Below are 21,235 nucleotides of genomic sequence, written 5' to 3' on the forward strand. Positions count from 1 at the left end.
GCGGTAAATGGAGGGTCGATTTACATGTAAAACATGGAAGTCTATTGTGACGGCAAGGAGAAGCTCATGCCGGACGGGCGGGTGCACGCCGAGGACGAACAGAAGGCGGCTCGCCAGGCGCTCAATGAGCTGCTGGCCTGGCCGCCAATGGCGCGCTCTCCAAGACTTTCTGCATTTCTCACTTATGTGGTGGAGGCAGCCCTCGCCGGGCGCGAAGGCTCAGTCAAAGCGTATTCGATCGCAGTCGATGTGTTCGGACGGAGCGAGACTTTCGATCCGCAATCCGATCCCATCGTCAGGGTACAGGCGCGACGGCTGCGAGGGCTCATCGAAGAGTTCGACAAGCTGGAATTGGGAACTGCTCCGGTCCGCATCGTCCTGCCGGTAGGACGATACGTTCCCGAATTTGTTGCACGCGGGTCCGTTTCCACAAAGAATGAGGCGCCGCAGCCCAAGGATGTGAGCGCCGAGAGCGATGCGACGCGACCGCCACAGGCGCCTTCGCGCTCCATCTGGGTTGCTGGCGCCGCCGCGGCAATCTTGCTGATTGGGTCGCTATACTTCTGGCCGGAGCTAGGACGCCGCACGTCATTGGAGCCCGAAACCGCTCAACCTTCAATGCCAATGGTGGTTGTTGAAGACTTCGAAAATCTCACCAATGACCAGCGCAGTATGCCGCTTGTCGCGGGTTTGGCTCTGGAACTGGTGACGGATCTCAATCAGTTTTCAGAACTTTCGGCACGATATGGTGGGGTCCAAGCTGAGCCATTGGGTGTCGAACAGACAAGTGACGCGGCCTATGTGTTGTCGGGCGTAGCCCGGCGTTCACCAGGTGGAATTCTCTACTCTGTCTTGCTCCAGGATGTGTCGAGTCGATCGGTACTGGCGACGTTTGAGGTTGAGGCAGAGATTGATGAAGGTGCACCAAGCCTGACATTGCAGGATGTTTCAGAAGCATTCTCACTGCGTCTTGGTAGTCCGCGTGGCCCGTTGCACAAGGCAGCAAGAAACTGGATCGATGGTCGCTCGGCCGACGAACGCATAGTGCTCGATCCCTATCCATGCATGATTGCTTATTCGGTGTTTCGTGAGCGACGCCACAGCTATGACACAACTATGCTCGAGCGCTGCGCCCACCAGTCAATGAGTGAGGAACGCTCCGAGGGATTTGCCATACTATCGGTTCTAACGGCTGACCGCGGGTGGCGTGTGGGCAACGATACCATCGAGGGGGCGGCACTCATCGAGCAGGGGCGTGCGCTCGCAGAGCAGGCAATCCTTCTTGAGCCTACCAATGGGTTCAACTGGGCACAACGCGCCTATGTTGCATTTCTTGCCGGAGAAAACAGCAACGCCCGCGACGGCTATAACACTGCTATCCAACTCAACCCGGCAATGGTCGATGTGCTGGCTGACTATGGGTTTGTCGAAAGTCTCAACGGCAATTGGCAGGCAGCAGTGATGCTCTCGCAGCGCGCACTTTCGATCGAGGCCGATCCGCCCGATTTCTATTCGATAGTTCCTGCCCTATGGGCAATGCGTGAAGGTGACTACATACAGGCGGCAGCCATTGGGGAGCGGATCTTGTCAGCTGCGCCAGATCTTGGATCGGCAGTCATGGTGGCTGCCGGAGGGCATTTGCGAGATGCCGACATCATAAATGCTTATTTGCCCCGTCTGTTAGCCAGCCAGCGGTTCAGGCGGCAGGGGATTATGCCCGTCCTGCGCGCCCATGTTATGGATCCGGATCTGTTGCGCGCGATTTCAACCGGAATCATCAGCGCCGGCGTTCCGCTCGATCGCCTGGCACAACCTTTCTGATCGTGCCGGTTCGATTGCGACTGGACGCGCATTGCAAATCACTGTGAGATGACGGCCGGAGGTGGCGCCATGAGTTTTACAGCACTGGTGACCGACAAGGGGGAAGACGGCAAGGTCGCATCGCGCATTGCCGAACTCGACGATGCACAATTGCCCGACGGCAATGTTCTGATCGGAATCGATTGGGCAGGGTTCAATTACAAGGATGGTATGGCGCTCGCCGGCATTGGTGGTTTGGTGCGCGCCTATCCCCATATCGGCGGTGTCGATTTTGCTGGTCGGGTTATCGAAAGCACTGATGAACGCTACCACCCCGGACAGGCTGTGGTTTTAACCGGCTGGCGGGTGGGAGAGTGGCACTGGGGTGGCTTTGCCACCAGAGCACGCGTTGACGCCGATTGGCTCGTGCCGCTGCCCAAACAACTATCGACCCGTCATGCTATGGTGCTCGGCACGGCAGGGCTCACTGCTATGCTGGCGGTGAACCGGCTAAAATCCGAAGGCATCAAGCCAAGCGATGGCGATATTCTGGTCACGGGCGCCGGAGGCGGTGTGGGGTCTATGGCTGTGCTTTTATTGGCGCGGCTTGGCTACAAAGTCCATGCAATGACCGGCCGTGCCGAGCTGGCCGACGATCTTAAAGCGCTTGGGGCGTCTGAGGTCGTTGGCCGCGAGGTGCTGACGAAATCTGGCAAGAAATTGATGGCGACCCGTTGGGTGGGGGCTGTAGATAGCGTTGGCGGGGCACCGCTTGGAGAATTACTCAAGCAGATTCACGGGGGCGGCTGTGTTGCAGCGGTCGGTTTGGCGGCTGGCGATGCCTGGGACGCCAGTGTAATCCCCTTTATTCTGCGCGGCATAACATTGGCCGGAATAGATAGCGTCATGCAGCCCTTCGAGGCGCGGACGGCAGCATGGGATCGGTTGTCCGCATTGTTTGGGTTTGGAGTTTACGAGCGGATGGTACGCGAGGTCGGGCTCGCTGACCTACCTGAGCTATCCAGTGAGATCCTGGCCGGAAAGATCAAGGGGCGGGTGATCGTGTCGCCCAAAAGCTAAGCTGCCTTTCAGCGCTGAAATTCAAAGAGCTCGCAGGCCGTGATCCAGCCGGGCGAAGGCCTCTCGAAAATTTGTCAGATGGCTATAGGGTAACGGGTAATTTGGCGGAGGACTTCATGCAGGATGTTATCGATGCGCTTGATGAAAAGCGTGAACACGCGCGGCAAGGCGGTGGCGCGCGGCGTATCGAGGCGCAGCATGGCAAGGGCAAGCTGACAGCGCGAGAGAGAATCGACGTCCTGCTCGATCCCGGCAGCTTTGAAGAATACGACATGTTCGTTACGCACCGTGCACGCGATTTCGGGATGGATCGCCAGATCGTGCCCGGAGATGGCGTCGTTACAGGCTGGGGCACGATAAATGGTCGGCTCACATACGTTTTTTCTCAGGATTTTACCGTCTTTGGCGGGTCGCTGTCGGAAACGCATGCGCAAAAGATCTGCAAGATCATGGATCTTGCCGTCCAGAACGGTGCACCGGTGATCGGGCTCAACGATTCTGGCGGGGCGCGCATTCAGGAGGGCGTGGCTTCGCTCGGCGGTTACGCGGAAGTCTTCTGGCGCAATGTTCAGGCTTCCGGCGCAGTGCCGCAGATATCGGTCATCATGGGACCGTGCGCGGGCGGGGCTGTCTATTCGCCAGCGATGACCGATTTCATCTATATGGTGAAAGACACGAGCTACATGTTCGTGACGGGGCCGGATGTGGTCAAGACGGTAACCAATGAAAGCGTGACCCATGAGGAGCTTGGCGGCGCCTCGACGCACACCAAAATCTCGTCGGTAGCCGATGCGGCGTTCGAAAATGACATCGAAACGCTGCTCGAGGTGCGTCGGCTGTTCGATTTCCTGCCGCTTTCGGCGCGGGAAAAGGCTCCAAGAGTTGCAACAAATGATCAGATCGACCGACGTGAGGACAGTCTCGATACCTTGATCCCTGCAAACGCCAATACCCCCTATGACATGGCGGAGGTGATTGAAAAAGTCGCCGATGAAGGCGAATTCCTTGAACTTCAGAAAGACCATGCCGGCAATATCCTTATAGGGTTCATCCGGCTCAATGGGCAGAGCGTGGGCGTTGTAGCCAACCAACCGATGGTTTTGGCCGGGTGCCTTGATATCAATGCTTCAAAAAAAGCCGCGCGGTTTATCCGGTTCTGCGACAGCTTCGATATTCCGGTCCTGACGTTCGTAGACGTTCCGGGCTTTCTGCCGGGCGTGGCTCAGGAATATGGCGGCATCATCAAGCACGGCGCCAAGCTGCTTTTTGCCTACGCGGAGGCAACTGTACCCAAAGTCACAGTTATCACACGAAAGGCCTATGGCGGTGCTTACGACGTGATGAGTTCAAAACACATACGCGCCGATGTGAATTACGCTTGGCCGAGCGCGGAAATCGCTGTGATGGGTGCCAAGGGGGCCACCGAAATCCTTTACCGCTCCGAATTGGGCGACCCGGACAAGATTGCGGCGCGAACTCAGGAATATGAGGACCGCTTCGCCAACCCGTTCGTTGCCGCCGAGCGGGGGTTCATCGACGACGTCATCATGCCGCACAACACGCGGCGGCGCGTAGCTCGAGCCTTCGAGAGCCTGAAGAATAAACAGGCGCATGTGCCGATCAAAAAGCATGGAAATATTCCGCTGTGAGGTTGTTTTAGATGTTCTCGAAAATCCTCATAGCCAATCGCGGCGAGATCGCTTGCCGGGTGATCGATACAGCCCGAAAGATGGGAATCGCGACGGTCGCAGTTTATTCCGATGCGGATCGGGATGCGTTGCATGCGCGGATGGCCGACGAGGCTGTCCTCATCGGGCCGGCCGCCGCCTCGCAAAGCTATCTCGACATCGAAAAAATAGTCGCCGCCTGCAAGCAGACCGGCGCTGTGGCGGTGCATCCGGGATATGGTTTTTTGTCGGAAAATCCGGCCTTTGCCGAACGCTTGCGGCAGGAGGGGATCTATTTTGTCGGGCCGCCGGTAAAGGCTATCGAAGCGATGGGGGACAAGATCACCTCCAAAAAGATCGCTGCAGAAGCTGGAGTGTCAACTGTTCCCGGGCATATGGGGCTGATTGCCGATGCCGCCGAGGCGGCGAAAATTGCCAAATCGATTGGTTATCCGGTGATGATAAAAGCTTCGGCCGGCGGTGGCGGTAAAGGCATGCGGATAGCGCGCTCTGACGCCGACGTGCAGGAAGCCTTCGAACGATCGAAGTCGGAGGCTGCAGCTTCGTTTGGCGACGATCGGATTTTCATCGAGAAATACATTGAGGAACCGCGACATATCGAGATTCAGGTGCTGGCGGATGGACAGGGTAACTGCATCCATCTGGGCGAGCGTGAATGTTCCATCCAGCGCCGCAACCAGAAGGTGATCGAAGAAGCCCCGTCTCAATTTCTCGATTCGGCAACACGCGAAAAGATGGGTGCGCAGGCTGTGGCACTTGCTCGGGCCGTCAATTATGTCAGCGCGGGCACCGTCGAATTCATCGTCGACAGGAACCGCAGATTCTATTTTCTAGAAATGAACACCCGGCTGCAGGTCGAACACCCTGTAACTGAACTGGTGACCGGGCTCGACCTTGTGGAAGAGATGATCCGCATTGCCGATGGCGAGGCTTTACGCTGGAGCCAGAAAGATATCAGGCTCGAGGGGTGGGCGATTGAGGCTCGGATTTATGCCGAGGATCCCTATCGCAGCTTTTTGCCCTCCACCGGCCGTCTCAAACGCTATCGCCCACCTGCCGAAGAGGCGTCTGCCCACCTTGTTGTGCGCAATGACACTGGGGTCGATGAAGGTGGGGAGATCAGTCCCTATTACGATCCCATGGTTGCCAAACTGGTCACCTGGGCACCCGAGCGGATGGGAGCTATCGATGGCCTGGCCATTGCTCTCGATCAGTTTGAAATCGAGGGAATTGGCAACAATATTCCATTTCTCTCTGCTGTGACCCAACAAGAGCGCTTTCGTGAGGGAAGGCTCTCGACCAACTATATTGCCGATGAGTTTCCCGATGGGTTTGCAGGCGTGGCGCTCGACGGGAATACCCTGCTGACTTTGGCTGCACTTGCCTGCAGGGCCAGCTTCCAACTCGAAACGCGCGGGTTCATCGAATCGACACCGCTCGATAGCGGGCACATGGCCGCCGAACGGAGCGTTTTGATCGGAGATCGGCGCTGGGATTTTTCTATTCCCAAATCCGATGAGTCCTTTGTGCTGATGACCGATGAGGGCCAGCCGCTGTTGATCGAGGATGGCTGGCAACCCGGCGCGAGTCTAACGGCGACAGAAATCGATGGCCGCACCCTGCATGTGAAGATGGACCGGGTAACCTCGGGATTCCGCATGCGCTACCGCGGCGCTGACATCGTCGCGAAGGTAGTGATGCCGCATGTAGCCGACCTGATGGGGCACATGCTCAAGAAGACGCCTCCCGATATGAGCCAGTTCCTCCTTTGCCCGATGCCGGGTCAGATCGTGAGGGTTGATGTTACCGAGGGCGATATCGTCGAGGAGGGGCAGGCTCTGGCCATCGTTGAGGCGATGAAGATGGAGAACGTTCTGCGCGCGGAGCGCAAAGCGCGCGTGGCCAGCCTCAAGGCTGGGCCGGGCGATGTTCTTGCCGTTGATGCCGTCATCATGGAATTCGAGGCTGTGTGATGGGTGATACTCCGCGCGATGTCTGGTCCCATATTGCATCCGGCGAACTGCGCGATGGCCGGATCGAGAGCCTGAAAAACGACTATGGCGGGCTGGAGGTCGATCCGGTCTATCTGGGCGACGACGGAGCAATTCCGGGTGTCGCGCCATTCAAGCGCGGCGTGAGGGCGACGATGTACGCCAATCGGCCATGGACGATCAGGCAGTATGCTGGATTTTCGACCGCTCAGGAGAGTAATGCGTTCTATCGACGGGCGCTGGAGCGCGGGCAAAAAGGACTATCGGTTGCCTTCGATCTGGCCACGCACCGAGGTTACGATTCCGATCATCCGCGCGTTGTGGGCGATGTGGGCAAGGCCGGGGTGGCGATCGACTGCGTTGAGGATATGAAGCTGCTGTTCGATGGCATCCCGCTTGATGAAATGAGCGTGTCGATGACCATGAACGGAGCGGTGATCCCGGTCCTTGCGATGTTCATCGTGGCTGCTGAAGAACAGGGCGTTCCACCCGAAAAGCTGTCGGGGACCATTCAGAACGATATTTTAAAAGAGTTCATGGTCCGCAATACCTATATCTATCCGCCTGAGCCATCCATGCGGATCGTTGGCGACATTATCGCATATACCGCCGAGCATATGCCCAAGTTCAACTCCATATCGATCTCGGGTTATCACATGCACGAGGCCGGTGCGACGGCGATACAGGAGCTGGCCTACACGCTCGCTGATGGCAAGGATTATGTCCGCGCGGCACAGGCGCGTGGGCTCGACATTGACAAGTTCGCAGGGCGGCTATCGTTCTTTTTCGGCATCGGGATGAATTTTTTCGTCGAGGTGGCCAAGCTGCGGGCGGCGCGCATCCTGTGGTCCAACATCATGACCGATCTCGGTGCCGCCGATCCACGCTCCAAGATGCTGCGGACCCATTGTCAGACGTCCGGCGTTTCGCTGACCGAGCAGGATCCTTACAACAATGTTGTCCGAACCGCTTATGAGGCCTTGGCAGCGGTGTTGGGGGGCACCCAGAGCCTGCACACCAATTCTTTCGACGAGGCCATTGCGCTGCCTTCCGAGATTTCTTCACGGATCGCGCGCAATACCCAGCTCATCTTACAGCATGAAACCAAAATCACAGACGCGGTCGATCCGCTCGGGGGCTCGTATTATGTCGAAGAACTTACCGCTCAGTTGGTAGATAAGGCCCAGGCTCTGATCTACGACGTAGAGACCCAGGGCGGGATGACCAAGGCTGTCCAAACTGGCGACCCGAAGCTGGCGATCGAAAAGGCTGCAGCGATGCGACAGGCGGCCATCGATCGGGGTGAAGAGGTCGTCGTCGGCGTCAATCGATATCGTCTGGACACTGAAGACCCCATTGAAACGCTAGAGATTGACAATGCGAAGGTCCGGGCTGGCCAGATCAACCGACTTGAATCCATAAGGCGCTCCCGCGACGGAGCCGGTTGCCAGGCCGCGCTCGATGCGCTGCGCGAATTTGCTGCGATGGATGAGGGTAATTTATTGGATGCGGCAGTGGCAGCCGCGCGCGCACGCGCTACGCTCGGTGAAATCTCGCAGGCGATGGAGGACGTGTTTGGCCGCTACGATGCGACAACACGCGTGCTCTCGGGTGTCTATTCCAAAAGCTATGCAGGCGATCCGCAATATGAGGAGATCGCTCGCCGGATCGAGGGGTTCAAGGCATCTTTTGGACGCGCGCCGACGCTGTTTATCGCCAAGATGGGACAAGACGGCCATGATCGAGGCGCCAAGGTAATTGCCACTGCGTTCGCAGACATCGGCTTCGTCGTTCATATGGGTTCCCTGTTTGAAACACCTCATGAGGTGGCCGCCCACGCTGGAGATCTGAAAGTCGATGCGGTCGGCGTTTCCTCGCTTGCGGCTGGTCACAAGACGCTGGTGCCCGAACTGATCAGGGCGCTCAAGGACAGGGCGCTCGAAGATGTGGCAGTTGTGGTCGGGGGTGTCATTCCCAGTGCCGACTACGATTTCTTGCGTGAGGCAGGGGTTCTCGATATTTTTGGTCCAGGCTCGAATGTGCTTGATGCAGCCTATTCGGTGCTCAATGCCATCGAAGGCAGGCTGAGCAATCGATGATAGGGCGCGTCAACCATATTGCTATTGCCGTACCGGACCTTCAGGCTGCGGCGCGCCGGTATCGCTATATGCTCGGCGCTAGTGTTTCGGCACCACAGGATCTAATCAACCACGGTGTTCGGGTTGTTTTTGTGGAATTGGAGAACACCAAGATCGAATTGCTCGAACCCTTGGGAGACGCTTCGCCAATCGCTGTATTTCTCGAACGCAATCCCGACGGGAGCATGCACCATATCTGCTATGAGGTTGCTGATATCGATGCCGCGGTGCGGCGGTTGACCGAGGACGGCGCACGGGTGCTTGGAGATGGGAAACCCAAGACCGGCGCCCACGGATTGCCAGTGGTGTTCCTCCATCCCAAAGATTTTGACGGTACGCTGATCGAGCTTGAAGAGGTCAAGCCAGATTTCGCACCCGCCTAACATATTCTTAAGGCTGTGGGCGCATCATTGGTTCATGAGCAGCACGATCTCGACCTTTAAAAAGATGAACTGGGTGCCCAAGAAGTCCGCTTGGCAAGAGATGCAACTCGCCAAGCAGCGGCGACAGCAATCATCGGATCGCATTGAACGCATGAATGCTGCATCGTACGGTTTTCAAGCCGCCCAGACCATGCAGATTCAGGGTATCGGTCAACTTGCTTCCCAAAGCGCTCAGTCCCGGCTTGAGGGACAGGTCAAAGCAATGCAGGAAAAACTCACGCAGCGAATGAATGCCCTCTCCAAGATTGCCTGATCAGCATTAATGGCCAGTGCGAGAGAATGTGTTAATAACAATTACGCCGGCTATGATCAGGCCCATGCCAATCAAGGCTGGAAGGTCCAATGTCTGCTTGTAGACCAGCCATCCGACAAGCGAAATCAGGACAATCCCCAAGCCTGACCAAATGGCGTAGGCCACGCCAACCGGCATCGTGCGCAGGGTGAGTGAGAGAAAATAGAACGCTGCTGCGTAGCCCAGAACCACGACAACCGACGGCACTAGGTTGGTAAATCCATTGGCAGCTTTGAGCGCAGAGGTGCCGATCACTTCCGCGACGATGGCGCAGAATAAAAAAACATAAGTCATCAAAGTACTCGGCTGAAATGTTGACGTGCCAGAGCCTTGAACCGGTCGCCGCGTTCCTCAAAATTCCTGAACTGATTGTAACTCGGTGCGCCGGGTGAGAGAATGACGGTATCGAAGATCTGGCCGGCTGCGGCAAGCGCTTGCATGGCCTCATCAAGCGTTGAACATTCTGCAATTGGGATCGGTGTGTTGTCACGCACTGCTTGCGCAAGTCGCTGGCCAGTGACCGGCAGTGAACAGAGCATGACCACGCTTGTCAGCCCCATCAGGTTTGCAAGGTCTGTATAATCCTGCTGCCGCTCGTGCCCGCCAGCAATCAGGGCGATTTTTCTGCCCTTGTAGGCAGCGAGTGCAACCTTTGTTGCCTCCGGGGTCGTCGATATGGAGTCGTCGACAAAAAGCAGGTCACCGACAGTCAGCTCTTCGAGGCGATGGGGCAGGGGAACAAAGGCTTCGATGCCTTTGAAAATGCCCTCACGCGTCGCGCCGGCTGCCAGCGCGATAGCGGCGGCCAGTCTTGCGTTGTCATGGTTGTGGGCACCCTTGAGCCGCGAATGCATGGCCGCCATAAGGACCTCGTCGGCAAGGTCAATTTCGAGCGCCGGGACGCGGCTGGTGGTGGGGGGAATGGCTGCGATAACCCGCTCGACGGTTGCAGCCTGCGGGCCTATGGCAACAAGGCCAGGGCCTTTGGCAATCAGGTTGAGCTTGTCACGGTAATAGGCATCAAGCCCGCCATGCCAATCAACATGTTCTGGATAGAGATTGGAAATCGCGGCGATGTCGGGTGCAAAGTCGATGTCTGCAGTCTGGTACGACGAGAGTTCGAGCACGACAGTCTGCGCGCTGTCGGCGGCATCGAGCGGGGGGATACCCACATTGCCGGCCAGAACCACATCCACCCCTGAATGCTCGAGCATCAGGTGGACCAGAGTTGCTGTTGTCGATTTTCCCTTGGTTCCCGATATCGCAACTACAGTGCGGCCATCCCGGAAATGGGCACCCCAAATGTTGAGGTTTGACGTCACCGTAACGCCCGCAGCGCGAGCCGATGCAAATATCGGCTTGTAGAGAGACACGCCGGGGCTCTTCACGATGGTGCCAAAGCGCGAAACTGCACTTGCCTCTTGGGGCGAGATAAAGCTCGCCCCTTCGATTTCGGCGACACCGTCGTCGGTCGTTACGAAGAGCTCTAAGTCGGGATGGGCGCGGCGCAAGAATGCTGCAGTCGAGCGCGCCTCGCGCCCGGCGCCATAAAGAAGAACGGGGCCATCAATGTGCATGGGGAGCAACCGCGTTTTGGATGTGTTCTGGAATGAGGTGGTCGGCGCTATCGGACATCAACTCTTCATAGGCCGATTGCAGGCGGGCAGGGCCGTAAAAGGAGTTCAGATCCGGCTTGAGCGCTTTAACGACGGCACTGTTGCGCCAGTCGGGATGGTCGGCGATGCGCCAGAGGCAAGCAGCAGCTTCAAGAATTTCGCCTACACATTCCCACGGCTTATGGCCGGACAACCCGGTCAGTTCGCTGTAGGCTGGAATGTTGTCGGCATTGTCGAGCACATCCTGGTCGAAAATCTTTGTCAGTCTAGTCTTGTCCATATGCGGCGCAAAGATCAGGAAGACGAAGTGGCATTTGGGACATTTCCCGCACCAAAGCGGGCCGCCATAGCCCGAAAGGCGGAAATTGCGGTTGCAGCTAGAAAATACATCGTCATAGCGTAGCGACCGGGCGAACAATGCCGCTATCCGCGCTTCCGAGTAAGGACGGAGCAGGGAGAAATATTCAAGAGATCCGGCCGTCGCTGTGAACAGCACATCGCGAATGGCGCGCTCAAAGTCGATCGACTTGGAGTATTGATGGTTAGCTTGCCTGCCATCGAATTCGATATTGCCCTCGCTGGCCGAGCGCTCATTTGAGAGGACGATTTCGCCATAGCCATACAACAGGCTTGCGAGCGCAGCGATCATTGAATTGATCGCCGTGGACGGGACGTGGCCATTGTAATAGCCCGGCTGTTGCCCTAGCGCGATCATTCCAGGATCAAGAATGCGCTCGACGGCAATAAACGGAAGGCCGGAGCGTTCGACCGAGCTGAGGATGGGGCCCTTGGGGTTGACGGCAAACAAGCTCATTTCGGTCCCCGCGCTTTCGAGCAATTGCACGCTGACTAGCGAATCCTTGCCCCCGCCGATCAGAACGAGGGCTCGATTGGGAAGCATTGGAGGAACTTCTTCTTCTTGTGGCGCGCTGGATGAAAGCGATAGCCGCCCGAAGCGTTTGAGAGCGTTGCGGGCATAGAATTCGCCAAGCCCATTCTCGTAAACATCGAGCACGAATGCCTGCTGGGCCTGCGAAAGTGCCAACGCTGTCGCGTCAATTTCAAAGGGCGCGCGCAGTTTGAAATAGCTCACGCCAAGCACTGCTGCAGCAAGTTGCAAAAGTATCGAAAAGGCTGCTGTATTGGATCGCGTAGCATCCAGCCCATCGGTGGAAAAGCGCAAAGTCTCTACAAAAGCGTGTTCACCGAGCTGATAGGAAAATTTCGCCTCGCCAGTGACGGGGTCGAAAAGCGGCGGGTCGATGATGAATGAAGTCTGGCTCACTGTCTCGCCTTGCGCCCCATGGAACAGCGTGATGAATCACATGCTTTCTAATATATGCGCATTTGCAGCCGTAATGCGATGTCGTCGCCGATGCGCTGATATCCGTATTCGCGCATGGCGCATGTCCACTCGGTGCCGACCTTCTCTATGCGGAAAAGATTGTAGCGGCCAGGTGCGTCGTGGCCCTCGGGCGCTGCCGAGGCTGCAGCAACGCCGATCACAGGAATTTCCTGAGTTGGGCCAGCAATGGCGTTTACCGACGACAAATGGGTGTGGCCATGCAGAACCATCTCCGCACCGGTTTGTTTGAGTGCGGCGCGGAATTCGCTGCCGTCCCAAAGGCCCAAACGCTTGGAGTCGGCGAAATCGGCGTTGGGGGGGTGGTGGATCATCACGACACGGAAATAGCCCGCTTCGCCGAGCAGTTTCAGCAGTTTGCCGAGGCGCTCGATCTGGTCTGCCCCCACTTTGCCCGCTGCAAATAACGGGGGGGTGGTGACGGCACTGGACACGCCGATCATGGCGACCATGCCAAGCCGTCGCACATAGGGGAAGCTATGGTCATCAAGCGTTTCGCCGCGCATGTAATTCCCGTAAGCCCCCAGCGCCTTGTCCAGTGCCCCGGGCACATAGGCGTCGTGGTTTCCTGGAATCGCGCAGACCTTCTCGGCGCTGCCCAGGCCTGTAAACCAGTGGGCTGCCCGCTTGATTTCGTCATCGAGTGCGAGGTTGACCATGTCGCCTGTGACGGCGATCATATCAGGGTGATGCGCCTTGAGATGATCGATCAGGGCCATCAATGTTTCGGGCCGCATGTCATTGGCGCGCTTTAGACGCCAGTTCAGCCATCCGGTCAGCCGCTTGGACGCCAGATCACTCAAGGTGACGGGAGGAAGCGGTGCGAGATGGACGTCGGATATATGGGCGAGGGTAATCATTGACTGCACTATTGGCACGTGGGCTACGGCAATAAAATGGCCGATTGCCGCCTTTGCCACAATTTGTCATGTGTTGCCGGATAGGAGCAGCCATGATTAGCCGTTGGAACAGATTCAAATTCGGCGCGCTGCTGCGCGCAAAGGGCATTTACACCCATCTCACGCTGGGCGCGCGTACGGCGGTAATCGTTGATGGCCGTGTGCTGCTGGTGCGGCACGGCTATGTTGCCGGTTGGCAGATGCCCGGCGGGGGGGTCGATCCCGGCGAAAGCGCCGAACAGGCGGCGCGGCGCGAGGTGCTTGAGGAAACCGGCTTTGCAATCGATGGAGAGATGCGGCTTTTCGGGTTTTATCATGCGACTGCTTTCACTGACCGTGATCACGTTGCGCTCTTTCTAGCCGGTGGTGCGCGAGAGGTTCGCGCGTTCACTCCGAACAAGGAAATCGCCGAAATCGGGTGGTTCGATCTTGAGAACCTTCCCGAACCGATGGCGCCAGGCGCTATGAGACGGCTAGCCGAAATTAGCGAGGGACGCTTGCCCTCGCCAAAATGGTAGATCTGAGATCAATCGAGGAAATCGAGCACCGGACCTTCTGGCACGATGCGGGTTGGATTGATCGTCGTATGGCTCCAGTAGTAATGGGTCTTGATGTGATCGAGGCGCACTGTCTCTGCCACGCCCGGCCACGCGCAAAGGGTTGCGAGATACTTGGAGAGGTACGGATAGTCGGCGATGCGGCGGATGTTGCATTTGAAATGGCCAACATAAACAGCGTCGAACCGCATTAGCGTAGTGACCAACCGCCAATCGGCCTCAGTTGGAGTGGAGCCGGTGAGGAACTGCTGTTGAGACAAAATGCCTTCGACCCAGTCGAGCGCATCAAACAGCTTGGTGACCGCGTCGGTATAAGCCGCCTGGGTCGTCGCGAAACCGGCCTTGTACACCCCATTGTTGATGTCGCTGTAGACGCGGGCGTTGACAGCTTCGATGTTCTCGCGTTTGCCGCGTGGATAGAAATCGAGCGTGTTGCCGGTGATGCCATCGAAACTTGAGTTGAGCATGCGGATGATGTCGGCGCTTTCGTTGGAAACTATCGTCTGGCGCTCTTTGTCCCACAAAATTGGCACGGTGACGCGCCCTGTATAGTTGGGTACTGCCTTGGTGTAGATCTGCCAGAGATTGTCGGCACCGTTCAGTGTATCGGTATCCGACCCCATTTCGCCGGTGAACGCCCAGCCCGTTTCATCAGGCATTTTGGGAGAGACCGCCGAAACCGAGATATGGTCTTCAAGACCTTTCAACGCCCGAAAGATCAGCGTGCGGTGTGCCCAAGGGCAAGCGTACGAAACATAGAGATGATATCGTCCGCTCTTCGCTTCAAAGCCGCCCTCACCGGTTGGGCCCGGTTCACCATCGGTGGTAACCCAGTTGCGGAAGGCCGACTCTGATCGTTTGAATTTGCCGCCCGTGGATTTGGTGTCGTACCATTGGGTCGACCATTTGCCGTCAATCAGCTGGCCCATTGTCTTTCTCCTTTTTCATGCCTGTGCTCGATAACGGCATATCTAGCCAGATTGTTCTCGATTATTAGACGGATATCGGCGAACACCGTGTTCGGCATCGATTTCGATGGACCAAAGGTAGCGAGAATGCTAAATCCGGTTTCGGCCAGTCATTGGAGCTCGGTTGCGATGTTCAGTAGCGAAAAAGACATTCGACGAATTTAGAGCGCGCTTTGTTGCGCGACTGTCGTCGTATTGCCTTGATCGATCTGGATAATCTTACAATGACCGCTGTTTCGCCGCTCCCGGCTGCCAATGTCCCTGCGCCTTCTGCTCTGTTCATTCGGCTTGAAACGCCGGAGGATGATTGCTGGATAGAAGCACTGCACGAAGTTTCTTTCGGCCCCGGTCGGTTTGCGCGTGCTGCATTCCGTGTGCGTGAGCGCATCGCTGTAGACCCTGCCTTTTCCTACATCGCCCAGATCGAAGGACAACGGGCAGCAAGCGTAAGAATGACTCCGATCAGTGTCGGTGGCTTCAATGGATATCTGCTCGGGCCGCTGATGACGGACCCTCAATTCAGAAAGCAGGGCGCTGGCCGGGCACTGGTCACCCATGTCTGCGAACTCGCGCTCGACTGCGAGGGGATTGATTTCGTTCTTCTAGTTGGCGATTTCGCGTATTATAGCCCTTTGGGTTTTGTGCGCACCGTGCCCGGCGCCATTACATTTCCGGGACCCGTTGATCCAACGCGCGTGCTGGTTCACTCTCGCGATCCAAAAGTGGTGAATACACTTGCCGGGGACGTGTTGCCCTGGGTTTAGGGAATAATGTCGAGCGAAAATGATATCAGGGATATCGTCACCCGTTTGCTTCCTGCTGCGGAACCTATGCCCGATGCCTCAGATCTGGTGGCCGATTTCGTTATCAGCGATTTGAGTGACGCAGTGCCCGTACCGGCCGCGGTACTTATCGCCCTGGTTAAGCGCGGGATGAGTTATAACGTGCTCTACACCGAGCGTGCGACGGCTCTGCGCAAGCACTCAGGGCAGGTGGCCTTTCCCGGTGGGCGTATCGATCCAGAGGATCAAGACGCTGCGTATGCCGCACTGCGCGAGGCCAATGAAGAAGTCGCATTGCACCGCGACGACGCGGAAGTCCTCGGCTATATGCCGTATTATTATACTGGCACCAATTATTTCATCACGCCTGTCGTAGCCATCGTCGATCCGCGTGCGCCGTTTGTGCCCAACCCGGGCGAGGTTGACGATGTCTTCGAGGTGCCGCTCGAAACATTGGTCGATGAGACGAGCTACAGCACCTTTCGCGCGCATTATCGCGGCCAGGAGCGCAAGAGCTGGCAAATTGATCATGAGGGGCATCGCATTTGGGGGATTACCGCCAATCTAACCCGGCGCTTCCGCGATACCGTCCTGACCGAGACCGACCGCGATGGACAGTAAGGCAGCGCTCGCGCGTCTACAACGTGCCCCTTGGCTGAAATCGGCACAGCCCTTTTTTGCCTGCCTCGATGGGGCATCGGGCAAGACGCGCGCCGTCGGCGGTATCGTCCGCGATACGCTGCTCGGGCTCAAAGATGCTCGGTCCGACATCGACTTGGCCAGTGAATTGACGCCCGAAATTGTGGAAGAACGAGGGCGTGCAGCTGGGATGAGCGTATATCCTACCGGTGCCGATCACGGTACCATGACGCTTGTGCACGGTGGTTGCGCAGCAGAGGTCACGACCTTGCGCCGCGATATGGAAACCTTCGGTCGCAAGGCGAAAGTGGTGTTCGGGACCGATTGGGTTGAAGACGCAAGGCGACGCGACTTTACGATGAACGCGCTCTATTGCGGTCAAGACGGCGCCTTGTTCGATCCGCTGGGCGGGTTGGATGATTGTCTGGCCGGCCGTGTCCTGTTCATAGGTGATCCCGACACACGCATCGTCGAAGACAAGTTGCGCGTCTATCGCTATTTCCGGTTTGTCGTCAGCCATGGGAATCAGCAATTCGATGATGCCGCCATCGCTGCGTGCGGGCGCGCTGCAGGCAGTCTTGCTGCGCTTTCCGCGGAACGTGTGGGCCGCGAAATGACTCGACTGCTTGCACACCGCTACTGCGCGGCAACGGTGTCGCAAATGGCTGCACTTGATATTTTGCCTGCTAAATTCGTCAGCCCACAGGCCTTGGTTGCATTGGGGCAGCTAGAGCGCTATTCGGCCTCGCGCGATGGTGACATGCGGATCGCGCTCATGGGAATGTCGGGCGCTGAGTTGGCACGCTTACGTCAAAACTGGCGTTTGTCGAACAAAACGATGGCCCGAGTCGATCTCCTGACGAGCGCCGCGCGGTTGGCAAGAAAAGGTAAGATTGCCGAGCTTGTTTATCGCTATCGCAGCGAGTGGTCGTCAGGATTGGTCTTGGCTGCTGCTTTGGAGGGCAAAAACGAAGACTGGCTCACAGCGCAATTGGCAATCGCCAGTGCATTTTATCCCGGACATTTTCCACTTTCTGGAGCAGATCTTGTTTCGAAGGGGTACAGGCCCGGCCCCGCTCTAGGGGCCGAACTTAAAAGGCTCGAGACTTTGTGGATCGCCTCAATCTTTGGACTGGACCGGGAAGCGTTGCTAGCTCTCTGCCGCCCCGCTGACGATCAATGACGCGTCTGCACGTCGAATATGCGTTCCTTGATCCGCTCTACCATGTCTGGCCGAACTTCAGCTTCGCCATGTTCGGCTCTGAGCTTTTCGACCGCCTTGCGAACCACTTCGGCTTCGCTTTCAGCCGTGGCGTGCCACGTGGCGCCTGGGATCAGCGATCCACCATCAAATCGTTTCATGATTTCCTCCGTATCCTTCTGGGTTGCACGAAGTCTAACATAACGAAAACGGTTTGATGTGCGAGGGGTTCCTTTTACGGCCAACGCACGGCCGGCGGCATTGACGACAGGATCGAAGTTACATTGCCGCCGGTCTTGAGACCGAATGTGGTGCCCCTGTCATAAAGCAGGTTGAATTCCACATACCGGCCGCGACGTACCAATTGCTCATCGCGCTGCTGGTCTGTCCAGGATGTGTTGAAATTGCGCCGTACCAGTTCCGGGTAGATTTCGACGAACTGCCGACCGACATCTTGTGTGAATGCAAAATCTGCGTCCCAATCACCTGTATTGTGGCGGTCGTAGAATATGCCGCCGATCCCGCGGGGCTCGTTGCGGTGAGCAAGGAAGAAATACTCGTCGCACCAATCTTTGTAGCGCTGGTAATCGACTTGGGTATGGGGATCGCAAGCAGCCTTCATTGCTGCGTGGAAATCGACGCTGTCAGGGTCGGTCTGGGTTCGGCGGGCGTCGAGAACAGGGGTAAGATCGCCGCCGCCGCCGAACCACCAATTGGACGTAACAACCATTCGCGTGTTCATGTGAACCGCGGGCACATTGGGATTCCAAGGGTGGCCGATGACCGATATGCCTGAGGCCCAGAATTGCGGGCTGTCTTCGGTGCCCGGGATCTGCTTGGCGAACTCGGGCGAGAATTCCCCGAAAACTGTCGAGATGTGAACGCCCATTTTTTCGAACACGCGACCCTTGATGATCGACATCTCGCCGCCCCCGCCCGCTGGCCGGTCCCAGGCGTCGCGTTCGAATCGTCCCGCGGGAAGATCGGCGTGGGGGCCGGTCACCTCATCCTCGAGCTTTTCAATAGCGGCGCACAGATCGTCACGAACGGATTTGAACCAGGTGCTGGCTTGAACCTTTTTGTCTTCGATATCGTCGGGTAGGGGCATTGTCTCAAAATTCTGCATATTCATTGTGTGTGCCGGGTCACTATCACGTTGAAGGTCGCCCGACCATGCGGCAGATCCGGCCCAAACGGATTGACTGGGATCAAATGCGTCAGCCTGCCGCGGGGCGCGCGGAAAGTCGTTCAAAGCCGCCGGTCTGATGCAATGCTTCTCCTACAACCATTGCTGCGGAGATCGCGACATTGAGTGAGCGTGTTTCCGGTTTCATCGGGATGCGGACGCGCAGTCCGGCGTCGTCGGCGATTTCGGGCGGTACGCCGGCGCTTTCGCGGCCAACCATCAAGATATCTTCGTCTCGATAGCGCGCGTGATGAATTGGAACGCTGGCCTTTGTGGTCAGCAAGACGAGTCGTTTGCCTGCCGCGCGGCGCCAGAGGTCAAACTGGGTGTAATTATTGTGCTCTTCCATATCCACTGTGTCGAGGTAGTCCATGCCGGAACGCTTCAGGGCGGAGCGCGAGAACGGAAACCCGGTGGGGTGGATGATATGGACCTTCACATCAAGGCAAGCGCCGAGCCGCAAGAGCGTTCCGGTGTTGAGAGCGATGTCGGGCTGGTAGAGTGCAAGGGCTATAGGCAATGACAGAACCGTGGCCTGAGGTTGTCGAAAGATTGATGGGTATCCTGAGGTTGTCGAAAGATTGATGGGTATAGTGTCGCAGATCGATCAAGTCACCTTTGGCAAGGCTGGACAAGTCCATAAGACAGTGCAAAAAGAAGCCAAAAATCCGCACCGCCTGGCGGCGGCGGACCCGACTCGCGTACCCATGCGTGTTAAATACCGGCGTCCGGCGGATATCAGAACAAGTTTGTGCAGGCCTTTTGGGGATCTAGAGCTTTGGCGACAGCGAGCGAAACAAAAGCGACACGACGCGATTTTCTTTATATCGCGACCGGTGCGGTCGGGGCAGTCGGGGTGGCGGGAGCTGCCTGGCCGCTTATCAATCAACTGAATCCCGACGCGTCGGTTCTGGCCCTGGCCTCGATCCGTTTTGACGTTGCGCCAGTTGCTGAAGGGTCGTCAGTTACGATCATGTGGCGCGGACTGCCCGTCTTTGTCCGGCATCGTACGCCTGCCGAAATCGAAGAAGCGCGAGCAGTGCCGCTCTCCGATCTCAAGGATCCGCAGACCGATGAAGAGCGCGTCCTCGAGGGGCATGAAGAATGGCTCATCATGGTTGCCAATTGCACCCATCTGGGCTGCGTTCCAGTCGGTGAATCGGGCGACTATGATGGGTGGTTCTGCCCCTGCCATGGATCGCACTACGATACCGCGGGGCGTATCCGCCGCGGGCCGGCACCGAAGAACCTCGTCGTGCCGCCTTATGAGTTTGTTTCCGATACTGTCGTGCAGATCGGGTAAGGGGAGTAGAGGGCATGTCCAATCACGCTGGCAATTATACGCCGGGCACCGGGATCGAGCGTTGGCTCGATGACCGTCTCCCCATCATCAGATTCTCCAAAGAACATCTGATGGATTACCCGACTCCGAAGAACCTCAATTACTGGTGGACCTTCGGCGCGATCCTCACCTTCATGCTGGTCATTCAGATCGTCACCGGCGTTATTCTGGTGATGCACTACACACCTCACGTCGATCTTGCGTTCGCTTCGGTCGAGCACATTCGGCGTGACGTCAATTTCGGCCGTATCATTCAGGGTACCCACGCAGTGGGCGCCTCGATGTTCTTCGCGGCAGTCTACGTCCACATCTTCCGTGGCCTCTATTACGGCTCCTACAAAGCGCCGCGCGAGGTTATCTGGATGCTGGGCGTTATCCTGTTCATCCTTTTGATGGCGACCGCCTTTATGGGCTATGTTCTGCCCTGGGGCCAGATGAGCCTTTGGGGAGCAACGGTCATCACCGGCATCTTCTCGGCCATTCCGCTGGTTGGCGAAGCGATTCAGACCTTGCTGCTGGGCGGCTTCTCGGTGGCCAATCCCACGCTAAACCGCTTCTTCTCGCTCCACTACCTCATTCCGTTCATCATCGCCGCCGTCGTCGTGCTCCACATCTGGGCGCTGCACGTGCCGGGCAACAACAACCCGACCGGTGTCGAAGTGAAGGAAAGCCGCGACACGCTGCCTTTCCATCCCTACATCACGATGAAGGATCTGTTTGCTGTCGTTCTGTTCCTCATCCCGTTCGCCTGGTTCGTGTTCTTTGCGCCCGACATTCTCGGTCACGCAGACAACTACATCCCCGGCAACCCGCAGGTTACGCCGACACACATCGTTCCCGAATGGTATCTGTTGCCCTTCTACACGATGCTTCGCGCCATCGATTTCAACGTGCTGTTCATCGATTCCAAGCTTGGTGGCGTCATCGCGATGGCCGGCTCGCTGCTGATCCTGTTCGTTATTCCGTGGCTCGACACATCCAAGGTGCGCTCGGGTGCATTCCGCCCGCTCTTCCGCCCGTTCTACTGGTTGTTCGTGATCAACTTCATTGCGCTTGCCTATCTGGGTGCGCAGCCGGCTGAAGGTATCTACGTATTGCTGGCCAAGATCTGTACTGCCTATTATTTCGGCTACTTCCTCATCATTCTCCCGATCCTTGGACGCATCGAAAAGCCAGCGCCGCTTCCGGCCAGTATTTCGGAAAGCGTGCTTGGCAAGGCAAATGGCTGATATGGCGCGAAGGACTACAAT

21 protein-coding genes are annotated in these 21,235 nt (G+C 57.3%); 13 read left to right on the plus strand and 8 right to left on the minus strand.

Translation table 11 applies throughout. The annotated features are described in order from the left end of the window. Window positions 1-66 precede the first annotated feature (66 nt). The 7 genes from ACN0TA_RS17175 to ACN0TA_RS17205 all read left to right on the plus strand — a co-directional run bounded on the left by ACN0TA_RS17175 (window position 67) and on the right by ACN0TA_RS17205 (window position 9,393). Entirely contained in the window at window positions 67-1,821 is a 1,755-nt protein-coding gene (locus tag ACN0TA_RS17175) for a hypothetical protein (RefSeq protein ID WP_417585218.1), read from the plus strand. A gap of 69 nt (window positions 1,822-1,890) precedes the next feature. Then, window positions 1,891-2,880, plus strand: coding sequence for an MDR family oxidoreductase (locus ACN0TA_RS17180; protein WP_417585220.1), 990 nt, complete (start codon window positions 1,891-1,893; stop codon window positions 2,878-2,880). A 116-nt stretch (window positions 2,881-2,996) separates the two neighbouring features. Then, window positions 2,997-4,529, plus strand: coding sequence for an acyl-CoA carboxylase subunit beta (locus ACN0TA_RS17185; protein ID WP_417585222.1), 1,533 nt, complete (start codon window positions 2,997-2,999; stop codon window positions 4,527-4,529). 11 nt (window positions 4,530-4,540) lie between these two features. After that, window positions 4,541-6,541, plus strand: coding sequence for an acetyl-CoA carboxylase biotin carboxylase subunit (locus ACN0TA_RS17190; RefSeq protein WP_417585224.1), 2,001 nt, complete (start codon window positions 4,541-4,543; stop codon window positions 6,539-6,541). Then, entirely contained in the window at window positions 6,541-8,658 is a 2,118-nt protein-coding gene (gene scpA / locus ACN0TA_RS17195; RefSeq protein WP_417585226.1) for a methylmalonyl-CoA mutase, read from the plus strand. The genes ACN0TA_RS17190 and scpA overlap by 1 nt, the downstream gene beginning before the upstream one ends. Beyond that, entirely contained in the window at window positions 8,655-9,080 is a 426-nt protein-coding gene (gene mce / locus ACN0TA_RS17200) for a methylmalonyl-CoA epimerase (RefSeq protein ID WP_417585228.1), read from the plus strand. The genes scpA and mce overlap by 4 nt, the downstream gene beginning before the upstream one ends. A 34-nt stretch (window positions 9,081-9,114) precedes the next feature. After that, on the plus strand, window positions 9,115-9,393 hold the full coding sequence (locus ACN0TA_RS17205) for a hypothetical protein (protein WP_417585230.1): 279 nt from the start codon (window positions 9,115-9,117) through the stop codon (window positions 9,391-9,393). Window positions 9,394-9,399: 6 nt separating this feature from the next. Here ACN0TA_RS17205 and ACN0TA_RS17210 read toward each other — a convergent pair whose 3' ends face one another. Genes ACN0TA_RS17210 through ACN0TA_RS17225 form a run of 4 tightly spaced genes read right to left on the minus strand, consistent with a single transcriptional unit; the run spans window position 9,400 to window position 13,331 of the window. Further along, window positions 9,400-9,729 carry a DMT family transporter gene (locus ACN0TA_RS17210; protein WP_417585232.1) on the minus strand — a complete coding sequence of 110 codons (330 nt, stop codon included), beginning with the start codon at window positions 9,727-9,729 and terminating at the stop codon, window positions 9,400-9,402. Further along, window positions 9,726-11,009 carry a UDP-N-acetylmuramoyl-L-alanine--D-glutamate ligase gene (murD, locus tag ACN0TA_RS17215; RefSeq protein WP_417585234.1) on the minus strand — a complete coding sequence of 428 codons (1,284 nt, stop codon included), beginning with the start codon at window positions 11,007-11,009 and terminating at the stop codon, window positions 9,726-9,728. Before murD ends, ACN0TA_RS17210 begins: the two co-directional genes overlap by 4 nt. Beyond that, window positions 10,999-12,333 (minus strand): hypothetical protein, encoded by a 1,335-nt coding sequence (locus ACN0TA_RS17220; protein ID WP_417585236.1) that lies wholly within the window; start codon window positions 12,331-12,333, stop codon window positions 10,999-11,001. The genes murD and ACN0TA_RS17220 overlap by 11 nt, the downstream gene beginning before the upstream one ends. 47 nt (window positions 12,334-12,380) lie before the next feature. Next, complete coding sequence (locus ACN0TA_RS17225; RefSeq protein ID WP_417585238.1) at window positions 12,381-13,331, minus strand: metallophosphoesterase family protein; 951 nt, start codon at window positions 13,329-13,331, stop codon at window positions 12,381-12,383. A 32-nt stretch (window positions 13,332-13,363) separates the two neighbouring features. Between ACN0TA_RS17225 and ACN0TA_RS17230 the strand changes: the two genes are divergently transcribed. After that, window positions 13,364-13,828, plus strand: coding sequence for an NUDIX domain-containing protein (locus tag ACN0TA_RS17230; RefSeq protein WP_417585240.1), 465 nt, complete (start codon window positions 13,364-13,366; stop codon window positions 13,826-13,828). 8 nt (window positions 13,829-13,836) lie between these two features. Here the strand turns inward: ACN0TA_RS17230 and ACN0TA_RS17235 are convergent, their stop codons facing one another. Beyond that, window positions 13,837-14,796: a glutathione S-transferase family protein gene (locus ACN0TA_RS17235; RefSeq protein ID WP_417585242.1), complete on the minus strand. Its 960-nt coding sequence runs from the start codon at window positions 14,794-14,796 to the stop codon at window positions 13,837-13,839. Window positions 14,797-15,059: 263 nt separating this feature from the next. Here ACN0TA_RS17235 and ACN0TA_RS17240 point away from each other — a divergent pair, with 263 nt between their 5' ends. From ACN0TA_RS17240 to ACN0TA_RS17250, 3 genes are read left to right on the plus strand one after another with little or no spacing between them, the layout of a single operon-like run. Next, window positions 15,060-15,599 (plus strand): GNAT family N-acetyltransferase, encoded by a 540-nt coding sequence (locus ACN0TA_RS17240; RefSeq protein WP_417585244.1) that lies wholly within the window; start codon window positions 15,060-15,062, stop codon window positions 15,597-15,599. A gap of 6 nt (window positions 15,600-15,605) precedes the next feature. After that, window positions 15,606-16,238 (plus strand): CoA pyrophosphatase, encoded by a 633-nt coding sequence (locus tag ACN0TA_RS17245; protein WP_417585246.1) that lies wholly within the window; start codon window positions 15,606-15,608, stop codon window positions 16,236-16,238. Beyond that, complete coding sequence (locus ACN0TA_RS17250) at window positions 16,228-17,439, plus strand: CCA tRNA nucleotidyltransferase (RefSeq protein WP_417585248.1); 1,212 nt, start codon at window positions 16,228-16,230, stop codon at window positions 17,437-17,439. Before ACN0TA_RS17245 ends, ACN0TA_RS17250 begins: the two co-directional genes overlap by 11 nt. Here ACN0TA_RS17250 and ACN0TA_RS17255 read toward each other — a convergent pair. From ACN0TA_RS17255 to ACN0TA_RS17265, 3 genes are all read right to left on the minus strand, one after another. Continuing rightward, window positions 17,433-17,618: a DUF1059 domain-containing protein gene (locus ACN0TA_RS17255; protein ID WP_417585250.1), complete on the minus strand. Its 186-nt coding sequence runs from the start codon at window positions 17,616-17,618 to the stop codon at window positions 17,433-17,435. The two genes, ACN0TA_RS17250 and ACN0TA_RS17255, sit on opposite strands and share 7 nt — an antisense overlap. A gap of 74 nt (window positions 17,619-17,692) precedes the next feature. Continuing rightward, window positions 17,693-18,589, minus strand: coding sequence for an oxygen-dependent coproporphyrinogen oxidase (gene hemF / locus ACN0TA_RS17260; RefSeq protein ID WP_417585252.1), 897 nt, complete (start codon window positions 18,587-18,589; stop codon window positions 17,693-17,695). Between the two features lie 85 nt (window positions 18,590-18,674). Continuing rightward, on the minus strand, window positions 18,675-19,163 hold the full coding sequence (locus ACN0TA_RS17265) for a tRNA (cytidine(34)-2'-O)-methyltransferase (RefSeq protein WP_417585254.1): 489 nt from the start codon (window positions 19,161-19,163) through the stop codon (window positions 18,675-18,677). 258 nt (window positions 19,164-19,421) lie between these two features. On the opposite strand from ACN0TA_RS17265, the gene petA reads away from it, so the two are divergent. Together petA and ACN0TA_RS17275 are read left to right on the plus strand one after the other, a co-directional pair. After that, a complete protein-coding gene (petA, locus tag ACN0TA_RS17270) occupies window positions 19,422-19,946 on the plus strand; it encodes a ubiquinol-cytochrome c reductase iron-sulfur subunit (RefSeq protein ID WP_417585256.1) in 525 nt (174 codons plus the stop codon). 14 nt (window positions 19,947-19,960) lie between these two features. Next, complete coding sequence (locus ACN0TA_RS17275) at window positions 19,961-21,214, plus strand: cytochrome b (RefSeq protein WP_417585258.1); 1,254 nt, start codon at window positions 19,961-19,963, stop codon at window positions 21,212-21,214. The last annotated feature ends 21 nt before the right edge of the window (window positions 21,215-21,235 follow it).

Origin of the sequence: Pelagibacterium sp. (assembly GCF_048264985.1) — a bacterium.
GTDB lineage: Bacteria > Pseudomonadota > Alphaproteobacteria > Rhizobiales > Devosiaceae > Pelagibacterium.